Annotated in this window: 20 protein-coding genes and 1 other RNA gene; 13 read left to right on the forward strand and 8 right to left on the reverse strand. The window is 69.5% G+C overall.

Annotation, left to right across the window (positions count from 1 at the left end; all coding sequences use genetic code 11):
- Positions 1 to 10: 10 nt before the first annotated feature.
- From MJ607_RS05800 to MJ607_RS05815, 4 genes are read left to right on the forward strand one after another with little or no spacing between them, the layout of a single operon-like run.
- On the forward strand, positions 11 to 202 hold the full coding sequence (locus MJ607_RS05800; RefSeq protein WP_243074630.1) for a hypothetical protein: 192 nt from the start codon (positions 11 to 13) through the stop codon (positions 200 to 202).
- Positions 203 to 207: 5 nt separating this feature from the next.
- On the forward strand, positions 208 to 627 hold the full coding sequence (locus tag MJ607_RS05805) for a TadE/TadG family type IV pilus assembly protein (RefSeq protein ID WP_243074631.1): 420 nt from the start codon (positions 208 to 210) through the stop codon (positions 625 to 627).
- Positions 602 to 1,102 carry a TadE family protein gene (locus MJ607_RS05810; protein ID WP_243074632.1) on the forward strand — a complete coding sequence of 167 codons (501 nt, stop codon included), beginning with the start codon at positions 602 to 604 and terminating at the stop codon, positions 1,100 to 1,102. Before MJ607_RS05805 ends, MJ607_RS05810 begins: the two co-directional genes overlap by 26 nt.
- On the forward strand, positions 1,099 to 1,530 hold the full coding sequence (locus tag MJ607_RS05815; RefSeq protein WP_243074633.1) for a pilus assembly protein TadG-related protein: 432 nt from the start codon (positions 1,099 to 1,101) through the stop codon (positions 1,528 to 1,530). Before MJ607_RS05810 ends, MJ607_RS05815 begins: the two co-directional genes overlap by 4 nt.
- 7 nt (positions 1,531 to 1,537) lie before the next feature.
- Here MJ607_RS05815 and MJ607_RS05820 read toward each other — a convergent pair whose 3' ends face one another.
- Positions 1,538 to 2,809 (reverse strand): MFS transporter, encoded by a 1,272-nt coding sequence (locus tag MJ607_RS05820; RefSeq protein WP_243074634.1) that lies wholly within the window; start codon positions 2,807 to 2,809, stop codon positions 1,538 to 1,540.
- Between the two features lie 25 nt (positions 2,810 to 2,834).
- On the opposite strand from MJ607_RS05820, the gene prfB reads away from it, so the two are divergent.
- Positions 2,835 to 3,941, forward strand: a complete 1,107-nt coding sequence (prfB, locus tag MJ607_RS05825) for a peptide chain release factor 2 (RefSeq protein ID WP_243074635.1) — start codon at positions 2,835 to 2,837, stop codon at positions 3,939 to 3,941.
- A 130-nt stretch (positions 3,942 to 4,071) separates the two neighbouring features.
- Here the strand turns inward: prfB and MJ607_RS05830 are convergent, their stop codons facing one another.
- Together MJ607_RS05830 and MJ607_RS05835 are read right to left on the reverse strand one after the other, a co-directional pair.
- The gene (locus MJ607_RS05830; RefSeq protein WP_243074636.1) at positions 4,072 to 4,677 is read right to left on the reverse strand and encodes an Ltp family lipoprotein; all 606 of its coding nucleotides are present in this window, start codon (positions 4,675 to 4,677) and stop codon (positions 4,072 to 4,074) included.
- A gap of 95 nt (positions 4,678 to 4,772) precedes the next feature.
- Positions 4,773 to 5,417 (reverse strand): PH domain-containing protein, encoded by a 645-nt coding sequence (locus tag MJ607_RS05835; protein WP_243074637.1) that lies wholly within the window; start codon positions 5,415 to 5,417, stop codon positions 4,773 to 4,775.
- A 236-nt stretch (positions 5,418 to 5,653) separates the two neighbouring features.
- On the opposite strand from MJ607_RS05835, the gene ftsE reads away from it, so the two are divergent.
- From ftsE to smpB, 3 genes are all read left to right on the forward strand, one after another.
- Positions 5,654 to 6,817: a cell division ATP-binding protein FtsE gene (ftsE, locus tag MJ607_RS05840; protein WP_243074638.1), complete on the forward strand. Its 1,164-nt coding sequence runs from the start codon at positions 5,654 to 5,656 to the stop codon at positions 6,815 to 6,817.
- Positions 6,814 to 7,728, forward strand: a complete 915-nt coding sequence (gene ftsX / locus MJ607_RS05845) for a permease-like cell division protein FtsX (protein ID WP_243074639.1) — start codon at positions 6,814 to 6,816, stop codon at positions 7,726 to 7,728. Before ftsE ends, ftsX begins: the two co-directional genes overlap by 4 nt.
- 65 nt (positions 7,729 to 7,793) lie before the next feature.
- Positions 7,794 to 8,270, forward strand: coding sequence for an SsrA-binding protein SmpB (smpB, locus tag MJ607_RS05850; RefSeq protein WP_243074640.1), 477 nt, complete (start codon positions 7,794 to 7,796; stop codon positions 8,268 to 8,270).
- 9 nt (positions 8,271 to 8,279) lie between these two features.
- Here smpB and MJ607_RS05855 read toward each other — a convergent pair whose 3' ends face one another.
- The 4 genes from MJ607_RS05855 to MJ607_RS05870 are packed head-to-tail and all read right to left on the reverse strand — an operon-like array spanning position 8,280 to position 12,533.
- Positions 8,280 to 9,743, reverse strand: coding sequence for an MFS transporter (locus MJ607_RS05855; RefSeq protein WP_243074641.1), 1,464 nt, complete (start codon positions 9,741 to 9,743; stop codon positions 8,280 to 8,282).
- A gap of 60 nt (positions 9,744 to 9,803) precedes the next feature.
- Positions 9,804 to 11,195, reverse strand: a complete 1,392-nt coding sequence (locus tag MJ607_RS05860) for a M20/M25/M40 family metallo-hydrolase (protein WP_243074642.1) — start codon at positions 11,193 to 11,195, stop codon at positions 9,804 to 9,806.
- Positions 11,192 to 11,857 carry an SIMPL domain-containing protein gene (locus MJ607_RS05865; protein ID WP_243074643.1) on the reverse strand — a complete coding sequence of 222 codons (666 nt, stop codon included), beginning with the start codon at positions 11,855 to 11,857 and terminating at the stop codon, positions 11,192 to 11,194. The genes MJ607_RS05860 and MJ607_RS05865 overlap by 4 nt, the downstream gene beginning before the upstream one ends.
- A gap of 43 nt (positions 11,858 to 11,900) precedes the next feature.
- On the reverse strand, positions 11,901 to 12,533 hold the full coding sequence (locus MJ607_RS05870; RefSeq protein WP_243074644.1) for a hypothetical protein: 633 nt from the start codon (positions 12,531 to 12,533) through the stop codon (positions 11,901 to 11,903).
- Between the two features lie 159 nt (positions 12,534 to 12,692).
- Between MJ607_RS05870 and ssrA the strand changes: the two genes are divergently transcribed.
- The 4 genes from ssrA to MJ607_RS05890 all read left to right on the forward strand — a co-directional run bounded on the left by ssrA (position 12,693) and on the right by MJ607_RS05890 (position 16,932).
- Positions 12,693 to 13,061: a transfer-messenger RNA gene (ssrA, locus tag MJ607_RS05875) on the forward strand.
- A gap of 108 nt (positions 13,062 to 13,169) precedes the next feature.
- Positions 13,170 to 14,105 carry a hypothetical protein gene (locus MJ607_RS05880; protein WP_243074645.1) on the forward strand — a complete coding sequence of 312 codons (936 nt, stop codon included), beginning with the start codon at positions 13,170 to 13,172 and terminating at the stop codon, positions 14,103 to 14,105.
- Positions 14,102 to 15,865, forward strand: a complete 1,764-nt coding sequence (locus MJ607_RS05885) for a Dyp-type peroxidase (RefSeq protein ID WP_243074646.1) — start codon at positions 14,102 to 14,104, stop codon at positions 15,863 to 15,865. Before MJ607_RS05880 ends, MJ607_RS05885 begins: the two co-directional genes overlap by 4 nt.
- Before the next feature lie 89 nt (positions 15,866 to 15,954).
- Positions 15,955 to 16,932, forward strand: coding sequence for a zinc-binding dehydrogenase (locus tag MJ607_RS05890; RefSeq protein WP_243074647.1), 978 nt, complete (start codon positions 15,955 to 15,957; stop codon positions 16,930 to 16,932).
- 6 nt (positions 16,933 to 16,938) lie between these two features.
- On the opposite strand, the gene MJ607_RS05895 is transcribed toward MJ607_RS05890, so the two are convergent.
- Positions 16,939 to 17,469, reverse strand: coding sequence for a TetR/AcrR family transcriptional regulator (locus MJ607_RS05895; protein WP_243074648.1), 531 nt, complete (start codon positions 17,467 to 17,469; stop codon positions 16,939 to 16,941).
- A 204-nt stretch (positions 17,470 to 17,673) separates the two neighbouring features.
- Here MJ607_RS05895 and MJ607_RS05900 point away from each other — a divergent pair, with 204 nt between their 5' ends.
- The gene (locus tag MJ607_RS05900; RefSeq protein WP_243074649.1) at positions 17,674 to 18,459 is read left to right on the forward strand and encodes an SDR family NAD(P)-dependent oxidoreductase; all 786 of its coding nucleotides are present in this window, start codon (positions 17,674 to 17,676) and stop codon (positions 18,457 to 18,459) included.
- The last annotated feature ends 52 nt before the right edge of the window (positions 18,460 to 18,511 follow it).

Raw genomic sequence — 18,511 nt, forward strand, 5'->3', positions numbered from 1 at the left:
AGGAGAGACCATGATCCGCACCCTCACGCACCGGCTGCACGCCGGGCTCTTCCGCACGATCGACGACGAGCGGGGTGATGTCCCTGGATGGGTTCTCATCACGCTCATGACGGCGGGGCTCGTCGTGCTGATCTGGGCTCTCGCCGGTCCCGCGCTCGCGGGGCTCTTCGAGCAGGCCATCGAGCGCGTCTCCGGCTTCTGATCCGCATGTCTCGTGCCGTCGGTCTTCGCGAGCGGCTGCGCGCCGCCGCCCAGGACGATCGCGGCGCGAGCCCCGTCGAGTTCGTGCTCGTCGGCACGCTCCTCACGGTCCTGACCCTCGGCGTGCTGCAGCTCGGACTCGCGATCTACGTGCGCAACGTCCTCCACGACGCCGCGGTCGAGGGCGCTTACCACGCGGCCCTCGCCGACACCACGCTCGAGGACGGCACACGCCGCGCGCGCGAGATCGTCTCGCGGACGGTGGGCTCCGAGTACGCCGCCGATGTGAGCGCGACGCAGCGCGACGGATTCGGGCACCCGGTCGTCGAGCTCACGGTGCGGTCGCCGTTTCCGCTCGTGGGGCTGCTGGGCGTGCCCCGCATGCTGGAGGTGACCGCGCATGCGCCGCTCGAATCCTTCGACTGAGCGGGCCCTCGGTGTCGACCCGCGCGATCGGGTCGAGCAGGATGATCCCGAGCGCGGCGCAGCCGTGCTGGAGTTCATCCTCGTGGGACTCGTCCTGCTGGTGCCGCTCGTGTACCTCGTCGTGACGCTCGGCATCCTGCAGGAGCAGGCGCTCGGTGCGGAGGCCGGGGCGCGCCACATCGCCCGGGCCGTCTCCACCGCCTCCGGACCCGACGACGCCCGCGCGCGCGCCGACCGCGTGATGGCCGCCGTCGCCGACGAGTACGGCATGGATGGGGCATCCGTCGATCTCGCGCTCGAATGCGTGCCGCGAGGTGCGGAGTGTCCCGAGGCCGGAGCGACGATCGTCGTGACCCTCCGCGCGCAGGCGCGGCTCCCGCTCGTCCCTTCGATCCTCGGACTGGGAGACATCGCCGTCATTCCGGTCGAGGCCTCATCGGCTCAGAAGGTGTCGCGCTTCTGGGGTGCGGGATGAAACGGCTCCGGGCGGTCCTCGCGCGACGTGACGACGAGGGCAGCGTCCTCATCCTGACGCTCGGATACGCGATCCTCGCGATCGCGACGGTGCTCGTCTGCGTCGACGCGACGAGCCTCTATCTCGCGCAGAAGCGACTCGACGGCCTCGCCGACGCCGCGGCGCTCGCGGGCGCCGACGGCTTCACGCTCACGACGACAGGCGCCGAGCCTCGCGCTGAGCTCGACTCGGAGGGTGTGCGCGCGCAGGCTCAGGCCATCGTCACGCAGATCGGCGGCGGCGCCGTCCTCGTCTCGGCCGGCACACCCGACGGGGTGTCGGCGCGCGCGACCGTCGCCGGGACGTGGCATCCGCCCGTCATGACGATCTTCGTGCCCGACGGCCTCGCGCTCCAGGCGACCGCCACGAGCCGCACGGCCCTGCGCTGACCGCGGTTCAGCCGCGCTGATGCGGCACGAATCGGGGCACGTACACGGCGAAGAGCACCGCGCCGATCAGCCCCAGCCCTCCTACGACGCCGGTCGCGAGTGCGAGGGACGATGCCGCCGCGATGCCTGACACGAGGAGCGGCGACACGGCCCCGCCCGCGTCGGTGAGCGTGCGCCACGAGCCGAGGAACGGCGCGGGGTCGGCGCGGGGGGCGACATCCGCTCCGAGCGTCAGCAGGATGCCGCTCGAAAGGCCGTTGCCGACGCCGAGCACGGCCGCGAACATCGCGAACCACATCGCCGCGGAGTCGAGGTCGTGGGTGAACGCGAGAGCGATGAAGCCCAGGCCCATCAGCAGCATCGCAGGCAGCGCGGCCCACAGTCGCCCGAAACGATCCATGACCTGCCCGCTCGCGTAGAACAGGGCGAAGTCGATCGCTCCCGAGATGCCGACGACGAGTGCGATCGTCTGGGCATCGAGGCCTATCGAGACGCCCCACAGCGGCAGCACGACCTGCCGCGCCGACCGGAGAGCCGAGAGCGACGCCGCGGCGAGCCCGAGCCGTGACAGCACGCGGCGGAACTGCCACATCGTCCGGAAGACCCCCGCCCGCTCGGCGGTCGGGATCGAGCCCGTGACGGCCTCGCCGGTGTCTTCCGCCGGCACCCGCTCATCCGCCGGGGCGAACTGCTTCTCGGGATCGGGTCCCAGCATGACGAGCAGGACGCACGCGACGAGGCATCCGCCGAAGAACCACACGGCCGCCCGCTCTTCGCCGACCAGGGCGAGCAGAGCCGCCGCGACGAAAGGCCCGATGAACATGCCGAGCCGGAACGTTCCACCGAGCAGAGACAGGGCGCGCGCCCGGAACGACAGCGGAACGCGCGTCGTCATGAACGAGTGCCGGGCGAGGCCGAACGCGGCGGCGCAGAATCCGATGAGGAAGACGGATGCCGCGAGCACACCCAGTACGGGGGCGAAGGCGAGGGCGACGATTCCGACGAGCGAGATCGTCCCGGCGATCGCCATCGTCAGGCGCTCCCCGATGCGCGCGACCGCCCAGCCGGCGGGGATGTTGCCGCACAGCTGGCCCACGACGAGTGCCGAGGCGACGAGAGCCGCGGTCGCGACATCCGCCCCCAACTCAGCAGCGATGATGGGAATGAGCGGGATGACGGCACCCTCGCCGAGCGCGAACAGGACAGTCGGACCGTAGATCATCGGTCCGAATCGCCACAAGACGTCCTTCGCTCTGGGCGGAGGGGCAGTGTCGGACATCGCTTCCACGTTAGTCTGGACTGTCATGCTCGAACTCGATCTCTCCGCCGACATCGAAGCGCTCCGTTCCACCTTCGCCGACATCAAGGCTGTCGTGGACGTCGATGCGCTTGCCTCCGACATCGCCCGACTCAGCGAGGAGGCCGGCGCCCCCGACCTCTGGGACGACGTCGAGAAGGCGCAGAAGGTGACGAGCTCGCTCAGTCACCGCCAGGCGCGCCTCAAGCGCATCACCGACATCGAGCAGCGTCTCGACGACCTCGACGTGCTCGTCGAGCTCGCGATCGAGATGGACGACGAGGATTCCGCCGAGGAAGCCCGCCGCGAACTCGCCGAGCTCGAGGACATCATCGGCGAGCTCGAAGTGCAGACCCTGCTCGACGGAGAGTACGACGAGCGCTCCGCCGTCGTGACGATCCGCTCGGGCGCGGGCGGCGACGACGCCACCGACTTCGCCGAGATGCTCATGCGCATGTATCTGCGCTGGGCCGAGCGGCACAAGTACCCCGTCAAGGTGATGGACACGTCCTTCGCCGAAGGCGCGGGCATCAAGTCGGCGACGTTCCAGATCGACGCGCCCTACGCGTACGGCACGCTCTCGGTCGAGGCGGGCACGCATCGCCTCGCGCGCATCAGCCCCTTCGGCTCGGCCGACAAGCGCCAGACGAGCTTCGCCGCGGTCGAGGTCATCCCCGTCATGGAGGAGGCAGTCGAGGTCGAGATCCCCGAGGGCGACCTGCGCGTCGACGTGTTCCGCTCGTCGGGCCCCGGCGGTCAGTCCGTCAACACGACCGACTCCGCGGTGCGTCTGACGCACCTTCCGACCGGCATCGTCGTCTCGATGCAGAACGAGAAGTCGCAGATCCAGAACCGCGCCGCCGCGATGCGCGTCCTCCAGACGCGTCTCATGCTCCTCCAGCGCGAAGAAGAGGCCGCGAAGAAGAAGGAGCTGGCGGGCACGATCACCGCGAGCTGGGGCGACCAGATGCGCTCCTACTTCCTCTACGGCCAGCAGCTCGTGAAAGACCTGCGCACCGGCCACGAGGTCGGCAACCCGACGCCCGTCTTCGACGGCGACATCGACGGCTTCATCGCGGCCGGAATCCGCTGGCGGAAGCGCAAAGAGGACTGATCCAGAACCCGCCGAGACCGCACGAAGTGCGCGGCTCGACGGGTCGACACGTCTTTCGCGCGTTCTCGCGGTCGCCGAGTGAAACGACAAAGAGCCCCGCACATGGCGAGGCTCTCTGCGAATGCCGAGATCAGGCGTTCAGGTTGTCGATCGCGTAAGCGGCCTCTTCGGGCGTGAACTTCTCGCCATATTCGCTCGTGAGCTGGTCGCGGATCGCCTCGGGCGACATCGCCATGCCCTCCTGGTACGACTTGGCCTTGGCCAGCGCGTTGGCGTTCCAGTCCGCCTGCATATTGTCGATCGCATACTGCGCGGCTTCGGGCGAGAACTGTTCGCCGTACTCGGAGACGAGCTGGTCGTAGATGCCAGCCTTGCTCATGTTCATGTTGTCGGAGTAGCTCTCGGCCTTCGTGAGCGCCGACTCGTACTCGACGGGAACAGCAGGCTCCGCCGGCTCTTCAGCGACTGCGGGCTCCTCCGCCGGCGCAGCGTCCTCCGTCGTAGCCTCCTGCGAGGTCGAGACTTCCGACTTGCCGGCATCACTGTCATCCCCGCCGCTCGTGGCGGCGCTGAAGCCTGCGATCGCGATGATCCCGGCGAGCACGATGGCCCACCAGCGCAGGTACCACGGCTTCTTCTTCTTCGCTTTCTGCTCGGCCGCCGGCGGGGGCGGCGTGGAGACGCCCAGGGTGTCGACGGGGGGCGCGGGCGGGGGCGGAGACTGGAGATCGGTCATCGTGCTTTCCTTCTGGTGTGCTGTCGGCGGCGAGGGTGCCCCGATCAGATGGGTGTCCGGCAACGCCCGGACGGCGTATGCGTGGTGTGCGAGGCTCAGAGCCCGAGGAGCTTGCGCTTGCCTGCGACGAACTCTTCGTCCGTCAAGACGCCTTGGCTGTGGAAGCCCGCGAGTCGAGCGAGCTCGGCGTTGAGATCGCCGGCCGTGGGCGCTGCCGTCGCGAGAGCCGGTGCGGCCGCCAGGACCGTCGTCGCCTGGGCGCCCGTGTAATTGATGTGGCTCGTGTTCTGACGCGTCGTCGCGCGATGCCGCGCGTCGTCGGCGAGGCCGTTGATGACCGTCACGCCCTCGCGGAAATTCGTGATGTCCTCGAGTTCGACACGCTCGTTGCCGCTTTCGCGTCGAGCCCACAGCGTGATGGTGCCCACGCCCCGAGCTTTCTGCGTCATGCTCTGCGTCGCGTCGACGTCGTGGATCTCGCGCATGCGGATCTGCTGGCTCTTCGTCGAAAGTGTGCCGCGCTCGAAGATCAGGTACTCCTCGGTCGCGCGATAGCGCCCGGCTCCGATGCCTGTCAGCGGCTTGCCGACGGCCGCCCAGAGCACTCCGGCCTCGTTCTGCGGAGTGGTCGACGCGCTGGACGCCTGCTGCTGATCGGCGAAATGCTCGGTCCACTGGGCGCCATCCCACCAGCGCTGTCGTCCTGATCCGTCGTCGTACCAACCGGCCGGCGTGCTCATCGTTCTCACCACTCCATCAGGCATCGGCACGCCGCGCCTGGCGGCGCCGTCTCGCGTGCGGATGCGTCGTCTTCGTCGCGTCGGACCCTTGTCCGCAAGGGCCGTTACTTCTCCCAGTGTCGAGGACGCCGCTGGAGGCGACCTGTGGTCTGACCACATGAGCGCTGTGAACGAATGGTGCGGGCCCGGGTGTCGCACATTGCGTTGCGACATCGCCTGTCTAGGCTGGCTGAGCCATGATCCGGTTCGAGAACGTCACGAAGCGCTTTCGCGGCACGGCGAAGCCGGCGCTGCACGATGTCGACTTCGAAGTGGCCCGCGGCGAATTCGTCTTCCTCGTCGGTGCGTCCGGCTCGGGGAAGTCGTCGTGCCTGCGCCTCATCCTCCGCGAGGAGGTCCCCTCCGAAGGGCGCGTCGTCGTGCTCGGGCGCGACCTCACGACGCTCGCGAGCCGCAAGGTGCCGTACTTCCGCCGACACATCGGCGCCGTCTTCCAGGACTTTCGGCTGCTGCCGACGAAGACCGTCTTCCAGAACGTCGCCTTCACCCTGCAGGTGATCGGGTCGTCGCATGCGTTCGTCCAGCAGGCGGTGCCCGAGGTGCTCGCGCTCGTCGGTCTGAAGGGCAAGGAGAAGCGTCTGCCGCACGAGCTCTCGGGTGGAGAGCAGCAGCGCGTCGCGATCGCGCGGGCGCTCGTCAACCGCCCGCAGGTGCTCCTCGCCGACGAACCGACGGGCAACCTCGACCCCGCGACATCCGCTGACATCATGCAGCTGCTCGCACGCATCAATGCGGGCGGCACCACGGTCGTGATGGCGACCCACGAAGCGGGGTTCGTCGACCAGATGCAGCGCCGCGTCATCGAGCTGCGCAACGGCGAGATGGTCCGCGACGAGCGCCACGGCGGCTACGGCGACACCTCGGGCCTGCCGAACCTCGCACCCGAGCCCGAGCGCGGAGCGGCGGCGGTCGCGGCCCTCACCGCCGTGCTCGAGCTGCACCGCGAGATCGTCGAGGGCGGCACGATCGACTCCGCGTCCGTCGACGCCGCGATGGCCGCCGCCGCGGCGACCTCGGATCGACCGGCAGAGTCGCAGCGGGATGCCGCGCCCGCCGGCACCGCGGCCGTCGAGGCCGACACGACGAACGCTGAACCCGCAGCCACCGATACTCAGGCAGACACACCTGAGGTGCCCGAGAAGGCGGAGGCCGCGGCATCCGTCGCCCCGACCGCAGCACCAGCGACGCCGAAGCCGGCGGACGACGCGCACGCGCGCCCGCGGACGGCGCCCATCCCGGTCGTCGAGGAGCTCGAGCTCGACGTCGCCGAGCTGGGTCTCGCCGACCGCCTCGGGCTCGGCGAATCCGGTCCCGAGGACGAAGTGGGGCCCACGACGTGAGGCTCGGACTCGTCCTCTCGGAGGCGCTCAACGGCCTGCGCCGCAATGCGTCGATGGTCATCTCGGTCGTGCTCGTCACGTTCGTCTCGCTCACCTTCGTGGGCGCCGCGATCCTCATGCAGATGCAGATCGGCACGATGCGGGACTTCTGGGTCGACCGCGCGCAGGTCGCGATCTACATGTGCACATCGGTGTCGCAGACGGCCGACTGCGCCGACGGCGCCGCGACGCAGGAGCAGCTCGACGCCGTGAGCGCGAAGCTCGAGGGCGACGCGCTCAATCCGCTCATCCGCAATCTCGAGTTCGTCGACCACGAGCAGGCCTATCAGGAGCTGCTCGACCTCGTCGGCGAAGAGGCGGCAAGCGTCGTGACGCCCGAGCAGGTCAATCAGACCTTCCGCGTCAACCTGATCGACCAGACGCAGTCCGACGTCATCATCGAGGCGTTCCGCGGCATGCAGGGCGTCGAAGAGGTCAAGGATCAGCTCCAGTACCTCGAGCCGCTGTTCTCGGCGCTCACCGTCGCGACGTACATCGCGGTCGGGATCGCGGCCCTCATGCTCATCGCCGCCGTGCTGCTCATCGCGACAACCATCCGCCTGTCGGCGTACGCGCGCCGCCGCGAGCTCGGCATCATGCGGCTCGTCGGGGCGTCCAACGGATTCATCCAGACGCCGTTCATCCTCGAGGGCGTCTTCGCCGCCCTCATCGGATCGCTGCTGGCCGGCGGCGCCGTCCTGCTCGGCGTGCACTTCGGCGTGAACCAGTACCTGCGGGGCCGCGTCGACTTCGTCACGACGTGGGTAGGACTCGAGGAGGCATGGGTCGTCGTGCCCATCCTGATCCTCATCGGGATCGGCCTGGCGGCCCTCTCGGCGGGCTTCGCGATCCGGCGCTGGCTGCGGGCCTGACCGCTCGCTGGGGTATGCTGATGGGCTGCCGCGCGCACGGCGCGGTGAGATTTCAGGAGTGAGAAATGCCCAGGGAACGTGGCGAGAAGGTCGTTGCGACCAACCGTCGCGCGCACCACGAGTACTCGATCGAGAAGACGTACGAGGCGGGCCTCGTGCTCACGGGGACCGAGGTGAAGTCCCTGCGTCAGGGGCGCGCGAACCTCTCGGACGGCTACGCGTACATCGACGGGGGAGAGATATTCCTCGACGCCGTGCACATCCCCGAGTACTCGCAGGGGCACTGGACGAACCACTCCGCCAAGCGCACGCGCAAGCTCCTCCTGCACAAGGAGGAGATCATCAAGCTCTCGCACGCCGTGTCGGCGGGCGGCTACACGCTCATCCCTCTCAAGCTGTACTTCTCGGACGGCCGGGCGAAGGTCGAGATCGCCGTCGCGAAGGGCAAGCGCGAGTACGAGAAGCGTCAGACGATCCGCGAGCGCGAAGACAAGCGCGAGGCCGAACGCGCGATGCGCTCGCGCAACCGCCTGGGCGACTGACTCGGCGGCTCAGCCCGCGTCGACCGTCGCGTCGTGCGCGGCGCGGTCGCTGAAGGCCGTCTTCGGGACGAAGCACAGCAGCACCGCCGCCGCGAGCGCCGTCACGCCGCACACGACCCACACCGTGACGTAGCCCGAGAACGAACCGGCGGTGCCCTCGACGGCACCCGTCGTGCCCTGCAGCAGCGCGATGCCGAACACGCAGGACGCGATCGCACCACCGACGGTCTTGACCGAGTTCGTGAGACCCGTCGCGACACCCGTCTGGGTGGCAGGGGCAGCGGATGCCGCTGCCGCCGGAAGCGCCGCCACGAGGGCGCCCGAGCTGAGACCGACGACCACCATGTTCACGATGACCTGCGTGTAGGTGTCGTGGAACGGCAGGAACATCAGGAATCCGATCCCCACAAGCGTCGCGGCGCCGATGAGCGTGAGCCGCGGCGCCGTGAGCCGTGCGAGGAGCGGGAAGAGCAGGGCGCCCGTGATCATCGCGATGAGGTAGACGCCGATGATGAGCGAGGTCTGGAAGCCGCTCGTTCCGAGTCCGTACCCGTACACCGAGGGGTCGGTGCGGGCGAACGTCGACAGCGGCGCCTGCGCGCCGAGCACGCTCACCCCGAAGAGCCCCGCTGTGAGGAACACCGGCCCGAGCGCGGGGGAGCGGAACATCCGGACATCGATGAGGGGATCGTCGTGGCGCAGCTCCCACAGCGCGAACGGCACGACGAGAAGCACTCCGAGCGCCGTCACGAGCCACGCGATCGGGTCCGCCGGACCGTTGAGCCGCAGCAGGCTGAGCCCGCCCGTGAAGGCGATGAGCGCGAGCGAGATGAGCACGAGACCGACGTTGTCGAGTCGACCGCCGGTCGGCTCGGGCGACTCCTTGACCCCGAACAGGATCACGAAGAAGCACACGACCACGAGCAGCGCCGGCACGAGCAGCACGATCCACAGCGGGAGGCTGTCGATGAGCATTCCGCCCACGAGGGCCCCCGCGATCGCGCCGATCTCGAGCGCCGCGACGAGGAAGCCGGCGGCACGTGCCGTGATCGTCGCACGGCCCTCCATGTGCCGTGAGCGTGACCAGATGAGCGCGATCTCCAGCGGCAGCCACACGACGTAGAAGCCCTGGATCGCCCACGCCGCGAGGAACACGCCGAACGAGTCGGTGAAGGGCAGGACGAGCGATGCCGCGGCCGTGATGCCCGTCGAGATCACGAGCATGCGCTTGTGGCCGACCATGTCGCCGAGCTTCGCGAACGCCGGGACGACGAGGGCCGAGAGCATGAGCTGCGTGCCCTCGAGCCAGTTCACGTCTGCGTCGTGGACGCCCAGGTGGCGCGCGATGTCGGTGAGCATGGGCGTGTAGAAGCCCTGGATGACACCGCTCGTGAACTCGACGAACGCGAGGAATCCGACGACGCTCGCGAGCGCGCCGATCGTCACGCGTGCGGGCATGGCGCTGCGAGTCATCCGTGCTCCTTAGCTACGGCTGCGAGCCGACCGTGCGAGCCGGTCGGGGTCGGAATCGACTCACTCTAAGCGCTGCAGCAGCGCCCGGTGGAACAGCTCGCCCCGCACGAGCGCCGCGATCTCGACGCGCTCGTCGACGCCGTGGATCGATGCGCGCTGCGCCTTGCTCATCTCGAGCGGCGCGAAGCGGTACACCGCGGGCGAGAAGCGGTGGAAATGGCGGGAGTCGGTCGCCGCCATCATGACGTAGGGCACCGTCACCGCCTCCGGATGCGACTCGCGAACCACCTCGGTGATGAGCGCGAACTGCGCGTTGTCGGTCGACGATTCGGGGGACGGCCCATCGCCCTCGACGACCTCGATCTCGACGTGGCGATCCGCGATCCGGCGGCGCACGCGCTTGACTGTGCCCTCGACGGTCTCGCCCAGCGCGATCCGCAGATTGAGGGTCGCGGAGGCCTGCGACGGCAGGACGTTCGCCGCCGTGCCGCCGGACTGCATCGTCGCGGCGACTGTCGTGCGCACGAGTGCGGCGGGCTCGCCGCCCATCGCCGTGAAGACTCGTGCCGTGAGCCGCGGTGTGACCGACAGCATCCGGTACAGAACGCTCGGGATGCCGGTGGTGCGGGTCGCGAAGAGGCGCAGCATGCGCGTGACCGCCGCCGGCGTGCGCGTCGGGAAGGTGGCGGGCGAGAGGCGCTCGACGGCGCGCGCGATGCGCCGGACGGCCGTGCGGACCGGGGGAGCCGATGCGTGACCGCCCTCGCCGCGCGCCGTCAGCCGCAGCGTCAGGACGCCCTTCTCGCCGACGCCGACCATCGCGGCCGTGCCGCGAACGAACGGCAGCGGCGCATCCACCACGGCCCCGCCCTCGTCGAGCACCAGCCACGGGTGGACGCCGCGACCCCGCAGCGCCTCGGCGATGGCACGCGCCGTGCCGCCGAAGGTCTCCTCATCGCCACCGAAGGACAGGTATACGTCCCGCGCCGGCGTGAACCCCGCGGCGAGCAGGTTCTCGACGGCATCCATCACGACGACGAGGGGACCCTTGTCGTCCAGCGCGCCGCGCCCGTAGACCCAGCCGCGCTCGATGCGACCGTCGAACGGCGGGTGCGTCCAGGCGTCGCTCTCGTCCACCGGGACGACGTCGAAGTGCGCCATCAGAACGACGGGCTGCTCCGCCGACCGCCCGCGCCATCGGTAGAGGATCCCCAGCTCTCCGATGCGCTCGCGCTCGAGGCGCGCGTGCACGAGCGGGTAGAGCTCGACGAGCAGATCAGCGAAGCCGTCGAAGGGCTCCTGCCCGCGTTCGTCGCGCTCGGCCGAGACCGTGGGCAGCTGGATCATCTGCGACAGACGCTCCGCGATCCCTTCGCGGGCGACGACCGCTCCCGCGCGGGATGAGCGCGGTGAAGCGGATGCCGCGCCCGCGGCCTCGACGGGGTCGCTCATCGGGCGGCGAACCGCGCCTCGACGGTCGCCGAAACGATGATGTCCTCAGGCTGGAGCTCGACGGCAGGGCCTGCGCCCATGTCCGCTGCGAACGAGGCCTTCATCATCCGCGGCATGGGGGCGGGCGCGGACTCGTCGTGCCGCAGCAGCCCCGCGTCTGCGATCTCGAGCGGCGTGACCGCGGAGAGCCCGAGCGCCGTCGCGTAAGCCGTGGCTCGGTCGACCGCGACGCGCACGGCCTCGGTCGCGACATCCGCCTCGGCCTGCTTCGCCGTCGCTCGCGTGAGCTGCCACTCGACGCCGTCAACCTGCACACCGTCGCGCTCGGCGATCTCGGTGACCCACCACGACAGTCCTGCGAAGTCTGTGAAGACGGCCGAGAACTCGACCGACGCGTAGTGCACGAGGGCGAGCTGCTTGCCGTCGGCGTTCCACGGACGGTTCGCCCACACGGCGACGCGCTGGCTCGACCACTCGCGCACACCGCCCGCCTTCTGCCGCGCCCCCAGGTCGGTGCGCAGAGGCTCGGCGAGCGCCGAGATGCGCTCGACGACGATTCCGCGTTCGGGACCCTCGGCGCGCACCGAGAGGCGGACGACCCCTTCTTCGGGGGCCACGCGGGCTTCATGCTCGCCGCGGACCGTGATGACGACTTCGCTCATGGGGGCGACTCTACGCGAGCGGGAACGGGGCGCTCCCTGTGGATCAGCCTTGTTCGTCGGGCGCCGTGACGAACACGACATCGGCCTTCGTGCGCGCCCAGCGCACGTCGTCGTCGGTGAAGAGGTAGGTCTCGCCGTAGCCCTCGGCATCTGACCAATCGCCCGCCCCTACGAGCGCGAGGTAGACGCCCTCGGGGGCCTCGATGCGCTCGAATCCCTCGTCGACGAGCGCGGCCTGCGCCGCGACTGCGGCATCCGTCCCGATCGGCGCCCAGGCGAGGTCCTCGATGTTGTCGGTCGCGAGATCGGGCGACTCGCCCCATCGGCAGACGATCTGCCCCGCGGGTGCGCCGTCGGGAAAGCGGTCGAAGGGACGCGCGCCGATCTGCTCGTCCTGCGTCTCCCACGAGACCCAGCCGTTCTGGGCCATCATCGCCTGGAACTCGGCCGTCGAGATCGTCTCGCACGTCGCGACGGCGGGCGGTGCCACCGGCGTGAGTGTCGGAGAAGGGGATGCCGCATCCGTCGGCGTCGTCGTCGTCGGTGCGGGTGTCGCTGTCGGGGTCGCCGACGGCTCCGCCTCGCCCGGGCCGCTCGCGAACGCCCAGATCACGAGACCCGCGACGACGGCGATCGCGACGACGCCGACGAGGATGGCCCAGCCTCTCCTGCTCATCGCCTCAGGCTATCGAGGCCGTGAAGGCGGGCACGGAATTCACGATGTCCCGGATCCGTTGTATTCTGATGTGCTCGGATGCCGCGGCATCCGATCTTGGAAACTCCACAGTGTGACAACGGCCCCTTCGAGAGAAGGAACCCCTCGATTCGAGGACACGGGGATGATCGGTTTCGACATCGCCTGTGAATCTGCGGGAAGCGGGCCGAGGATGCAGGGTTATCTCGTAAACGACCTCTGCAAAAACATAATTGCCGATGCAAATCGCAATGACTTCGCCCTCGCTGCGTAAGCGAGCCTGAAGTCCGTGAGGCCGTGTGTGTTCCCGCCACGGATCCTCGCGTCATCTAGGGGACTTGCTGCGTGACGGCGTCTGGACGTCACGCGGGACTCTTCCCAGACTGGGCTCGTCGACTTAGGTGTCTGTGACAAAGGTCGGAGCCGAGCAGAACGTCTCTACAGACTGCGCCCGGAGAAGACGCAGTATCTCAGCGATGGACGGGGGTTCGATTCCCCCCATCTCCACCACGCCGTTGTCACCGGGAAGGGCCCGGGATCCGCGAGAAATTCGCAGATCCCGGGCCCTTCTCGTTTCCAGGCACCTGCCGCCGCAGTGCGCCCTGCTACTTTCGCGACATGGAACCGGTCCGCTTCTCGACCCCCGCCGGCCTCGACGACGTCGGGGCGCCCTCGGACTTCTCCGATCGATGGCATGACCTCGTGAGCGGGCTCATCGCCGCGTCGACCGATGTCAGCGGGCGCGGCGCCTACGTGAACCCCGCCGTGCGCGCATCGCCACGCGGCAACGACCGTGCGCTCACCTGGACGGGCCTCTCACGGCCGCTGCTCATGGAACATCGGGATGACCGCCGCGCGGCGTACACCGCCGCCGAGGAGCGCGACGCGCAGATCGAGTACCTCGAGTGGCATGTCGAGCGGGCGGACGGCAGGATCTCGCGCGTCACCTTCACGACCGAGACGCCCGAGTACTGGGGGCTGCTCGGGGAGCGGCATCCCGAAGCCGTCCTGTCGCTGTACCGGCGCTGGGTCTCGCCGGAGGTCACGAAGGACGAGCTCTTCCCTGACGGCGCCTACGATCCCAGGAACATCTGGAACACGACGCGCGGGATCATGCACTACATCATGCCGATCAACTCGATGGGCGATCTGCTCGGCGTCTCGCAGGAGGTCGAGCCGTCGCAGCACGCCGTCGACGGCTACGACGCGCTCCCGTACTCGCGCGCGACGGGCGCCGACGCGCGCATCAACGTCGATCTGTGGGCCATGTCGCGGCACGGGCTCGAGATCTCGACGGCGCACCCGCCGGGTCTGTACATGATCGGGTGGGATGACTCGGGCTGGACGAGACCCGACGGCACTCCTGTCGCGGACTACTGGACGATCGAGCGCGGCGACCGGGGCGCGGCGCTGCGCGTCACCTACGAAGTGCCCGCGGGCGCAGGATTCCAGGTCGGCGACATCCGGATCGGGGGCCGGCCGATCGAGTTCGGCGCCCAGATCGCCGAGCACATCGTCATGTCGGCGCACGTCGTGAGCGGAGCGTCGACATGAGCGGCGAGGGACTCCACGCACTCGCGAACCTCATGCCCGAGGCGGTTCCGCGACTGTCGGGCATCGAGCTCCCCTCCGCGACGGCCGTGGCCGGTGGCGACGTCGAGCGTCACCTGCTCGGCGACGAACCGGCGACGGACGAGCCGCTCTTCGATGCAGCCGTCACGGCGGATGTGCAGGGCAACGTCGTGCCCGGGTTCAACAAGGACCACCAGCGCTTCCTCTTCCTCGTGATCGACGACGTCACGCGCGCCCGCGCATGGCTTCAGTGGCTCGCTCCACGGCTCAGCAGCATGCAGGAGGTGCTCGACTTCCGGCGCGAGTTCCGACGCGAGCGACTGTTGACAGGCGCGGCGGATCCCTCCGCGAAGGCGACGTGGACGGCGTTCGCGCTGTCGCGATCCGGGGTCGTCACGCTCCTCGGCGAGGACGCCTTGGAGCAGCTGGGAGACGAGGCGTTCCGGCAGGGGATGGCCGAGCGATCGACCTATCTCGGCGATCCCGCCACGCCCGGGACATCCGGGCACCGCGGGGCGTGGCGCGTCGGCGGCGAGGACTGCCAGGCGGACTTCCTCGTGACGGTCGCGGCGGACTCGGCAGACGACGCGGCGGAAGAGGCTGCCGCGATCATCGAGGTGGCGGCCCGCAGCGGCGTCAGACTGCTCTTCGAGCAGACCTGCGCGAATCTGCCCGGCACCCTCGCGGGGCACGAGCACTTCGGCTTCAAGGACGGCGTCTCGCAGCCCGGCATCCGAGGTGTGACCGCCGATGGCGAATACCTGGCACCGCGTTACGTCGACCCCCGCAATCCGCATGCGCGCATCTTCGGCAAGGCGGGCCAGCCTCTCGTCTGGCCCGGTCAGTTCGTGCTGGGGATGCCGCGCCAGAACCCCGCCGATCCGCAGGTTCCCGCGACCGACGAGGGTCGCTTCCCGGACTGGGCGAGGCACGGCTCGTACCTCGTGTGCCGACGCCTCGATCAGGACGTCCCCGCCTTCTGGGACTTCGCCGCGGCCGGCGCGGAGGCGCACGGCACGACGCCCGTGCACTTCGCCTCGATGCTGGTCGGGCGGTGGCCCAGCGGTGCGCCCATCTCGCGGGCGCCCGAGGAGGATGACCTTCCGCTGGCCGGGGATGAGTTCGCGAACAACCACTTCCTCTTCGACGACGACACGGGCGGCTGGGCGCCGACCACGGCCCTGAGCGAGGGCGGTTACGCGGGCGACGGGCATCCGAAGGCGAAGTCCGACCTCTTCGGGCAGGTGTGCCCGATGGCGGGCCACATCCGCAAGGTCAATCCTCGCGACAGCGGCACCGACTTCGGCGCCCCCGCAGACACGTTCCTGAGGCTCATGCTGCGGCGCGGCATCCCGTACGGTCCTCCGCTCGCGGGCGTGCCCGATCCCGCGCCCGAACTCGTGGCGGCGGAGCGCGGGCTCATGTTCGTCGCGCATATGGCCTCGATCGAGGATCAGTTCGAGTTCGTCACGAGGCGCTGGGCGAATTCGCCGCTGCAGCCGAACGCCGGCGGACACGATCCGATCATCGGGCAGAGCGACGTGTACGGCGACCGCGAGCGGACGATCGAACTGCGCGGGGCGAACGGGGAGCGCACGACCTACACGCTCGACCGGGCGTTCGTGACGGCGAGCGGCGGGGGCTACTTCTTCGCACCGCCCATCTCGGCGGTCGGCGGGCACCTCGCCACGACGCCGGAAGTGGACACGGCGCCCGAAGCGACAGAGACGCCGGAGAACTGACGGTCCGAGGGAATGTCGCAGGACGATCCTCGGCTGTACCCTCGGTGGTCGCCCATCCCGCGGCCGTGAATCATCTAAGGAGCACTACCGTGCGTGCAGTCATCCATTCCACCTTCGGCGAAGCGGCAGAGGTCCTCGAGGTCGCGGAGCGTCCGCAGCCCGAGCCCGCCGCGGGGGAGGTGCGGGTGCGCACGGTGCTCGCGCCCATCCACAACCACGACCTCTCGACGATCCAGGGGACGTACGGCTACAAGCCCGTGCTGCCGGCGGCGACCGGCACGGAGGCGGTCGGCGTCGTCGACGCGCTCGGGGAAGGCGTCGAATCGCTGAGCATCGGGCAGCGCGTCGCGGCGGGCGGGGTCTTCGGCGTGTGGAGCGAGTACTTCGTCGCGAGGGCCGCGAGCCTCATCCCCGTCCCGGACGCCGTCAGCGACGAGACCGCCGCGCAGCTGATCTCGATGCCGTTCAGCGCGCTCGCGCTGCTCGACTTCCTCGACGTCCAGCCGGGCGAGTGGATCGTGCAGAACACGGCCAACGGCGCAGTCGGCAAGCTCGTCGCCCAGTTCGCGGCAGCCCGCGGCGTGCGCGTGCTCGGCCTCGTGCGCCGCGACGCCGGTGTCGACGAGCTCGCGGCCCTCGGCATCCAGGACGTCGTCTCGACCGAATCCGGCGACTGGCGCGAGCGCGCCGCCGCGATCCTCGGCGACGACGCACCGCGGGCGGCCGTCGATTCGATCGGCGGCACGGCGGCCGGCGACCTGCTGTCGCTGCTCGGCGAGGGCGGCACGCTCGTCTCATTCGGTGCGATGGGGTCCGGCACGATGAAGCTGTCGTCCGGCATGCTCATCTTCAAGCAGGCGACGGTGAAGGGCTTCTGGGGAGGCCGCGTGAGTCAGACGATGGATGCCGCGACCCGCGGGGCACTCTTCGGCGAGCTGATGCAGCGGATCGTCTCGGGCGAGGTCACGCTGCCGGCGGGCGACGTCTTCCCGTTCGAGCAGGCGCGCGAGGCCGCGGCGGCGAGCGCCGTGCCCGGCCGCGCCGGCAAGGTGCTGCTGCGCTTCTGAGCCCGTTCAGCGCTGGTCGACGAGACCCCACCACGCTCGGTCGAATGCGCCGCCGGAGTCTCTGAAGCCTTCCAGCGACGACGCCACGACGGCGCCGGTGCGTAGGGTGAAGAGCACTTCGGCGGTGCCGTCGGGGTCGGGATGACCGAGGTCCGAGAGCGCGTCGGCCATGATGTCGCGCACCCAGGCGCGATGGCGATCGACGACGACGCGAACCGGGTGTTCGGGGTCGCAGTACTCGGCTGCCGTGTTGATGAACTCGCAGCCGCGGAAGCCGGTGCGATCCATGCCCGCCTTCGCGCCCGCGGCGATCTCACCGAGGACTGCGCGGGCACCGCCCGGGCCCTGATCGCGGATGAGCGTCAGTCGACGACGGGCATCCGAAGCTTGCGTCTCGAGGAAGGCGACGACGAGGTCGTCCTTCGTCGGGAAGTGCCGGAAGAAGGTCGCCCGCGCGACCGAGGACTCGGCGATCAGGCGATCGACGCCGACGGAGCGGATCCCGATCGAGATGAACAGGTCCGTCGCGGTGGCCAAGATCCTGTCCCGCGCCGACGAGGGAGCGCTCCCAAGCCTTTCGATCACCGCGAGTGCGTCATGGGCGGTCTCATTGGCGGGAATCACGTCTTCACACTTGTCCTTCGCACCATCGTACGCGAGACTGCGATTGGCAGAGACAGACGGATCCGTCTACCGGATTTCGCCGGTGCTCGCCACCCATCCTCGAAGAGACGGTGACCCATGGATCTACACCTGTCCGGCAAATCGGCGGTCGTCACGGGCGCGAGCAAGGGAATCGGACTCGCCATCGTGCGCGGCCTCGTCGAGGAGGGCGTGCATGTCGTCGCGGGAGCCCGCACGGCGAGCCCCGAGATCACGGCCCTCGTGGACGGCGGCGGCGTCGACTTCGTGAGCGTCGACCTGTCCGATCCAGACGGTCCGAGCCGACTCGTTCAGCGGGCCGTCGAGCGCGGCGGCCTCGACATCCTCGTGAACAATGTCGGCGCCGTCACAGCACGCCCCGAAGGATCCGGCAGCGTCTCGGATGCGGACTGGGAGCAGACGCTCAATCTCACGCTGCTCGCCGCTGTCCGCACGATCCGCGCGGCGCTGCCCGAACTCGTCCGCCGAGGCGGCGGAAGCATCGTGACCATCAACTCGGTCAACGCGACCCTGCCGGACCCGCTCGTCATCGACTATTCGGCCGCGAAGGCGGCGCTGGGCAACTTCAGCAAGTCGCTGTCGAAAGAAGTCGGAGCATCGCGAGTGCGGGTCAACACGATCAGCCCGGGGCCGGTGGCGACGGCGCTCTGGCTCGGCGAGCACGGCGTCGCCGAGGCGGTCTCGCAGGCCAGCGGTCGTGCACCCGCGGATGTCGCCGCGGCAGCGGCCGCGGCATCCGTCACCGGTCGGTTCACGACCCCCGACGAAGTCGCCGATCTCGTCCTCGTGCTCGCCAGCGACCGCTTCGGCAACGTCACCGGGGCCGATATCCGCATCGACGGCGGGCTCGTCCAGACGCTGTGAAGGCCTGCACCACGCACCAGACCCGCCCTGAGCGGACCGATCAAAGGAAGCC

The organism is Microbacterium sp. SS28, assembly GCF_022761035.1.
In the GTDB taxonomy this organism is placed as follows: domain Bacteria; phylum Actinomycetota; class Actinomycetes; order Actinomycetales; family Microbacteriaceae; genus Microbacterium.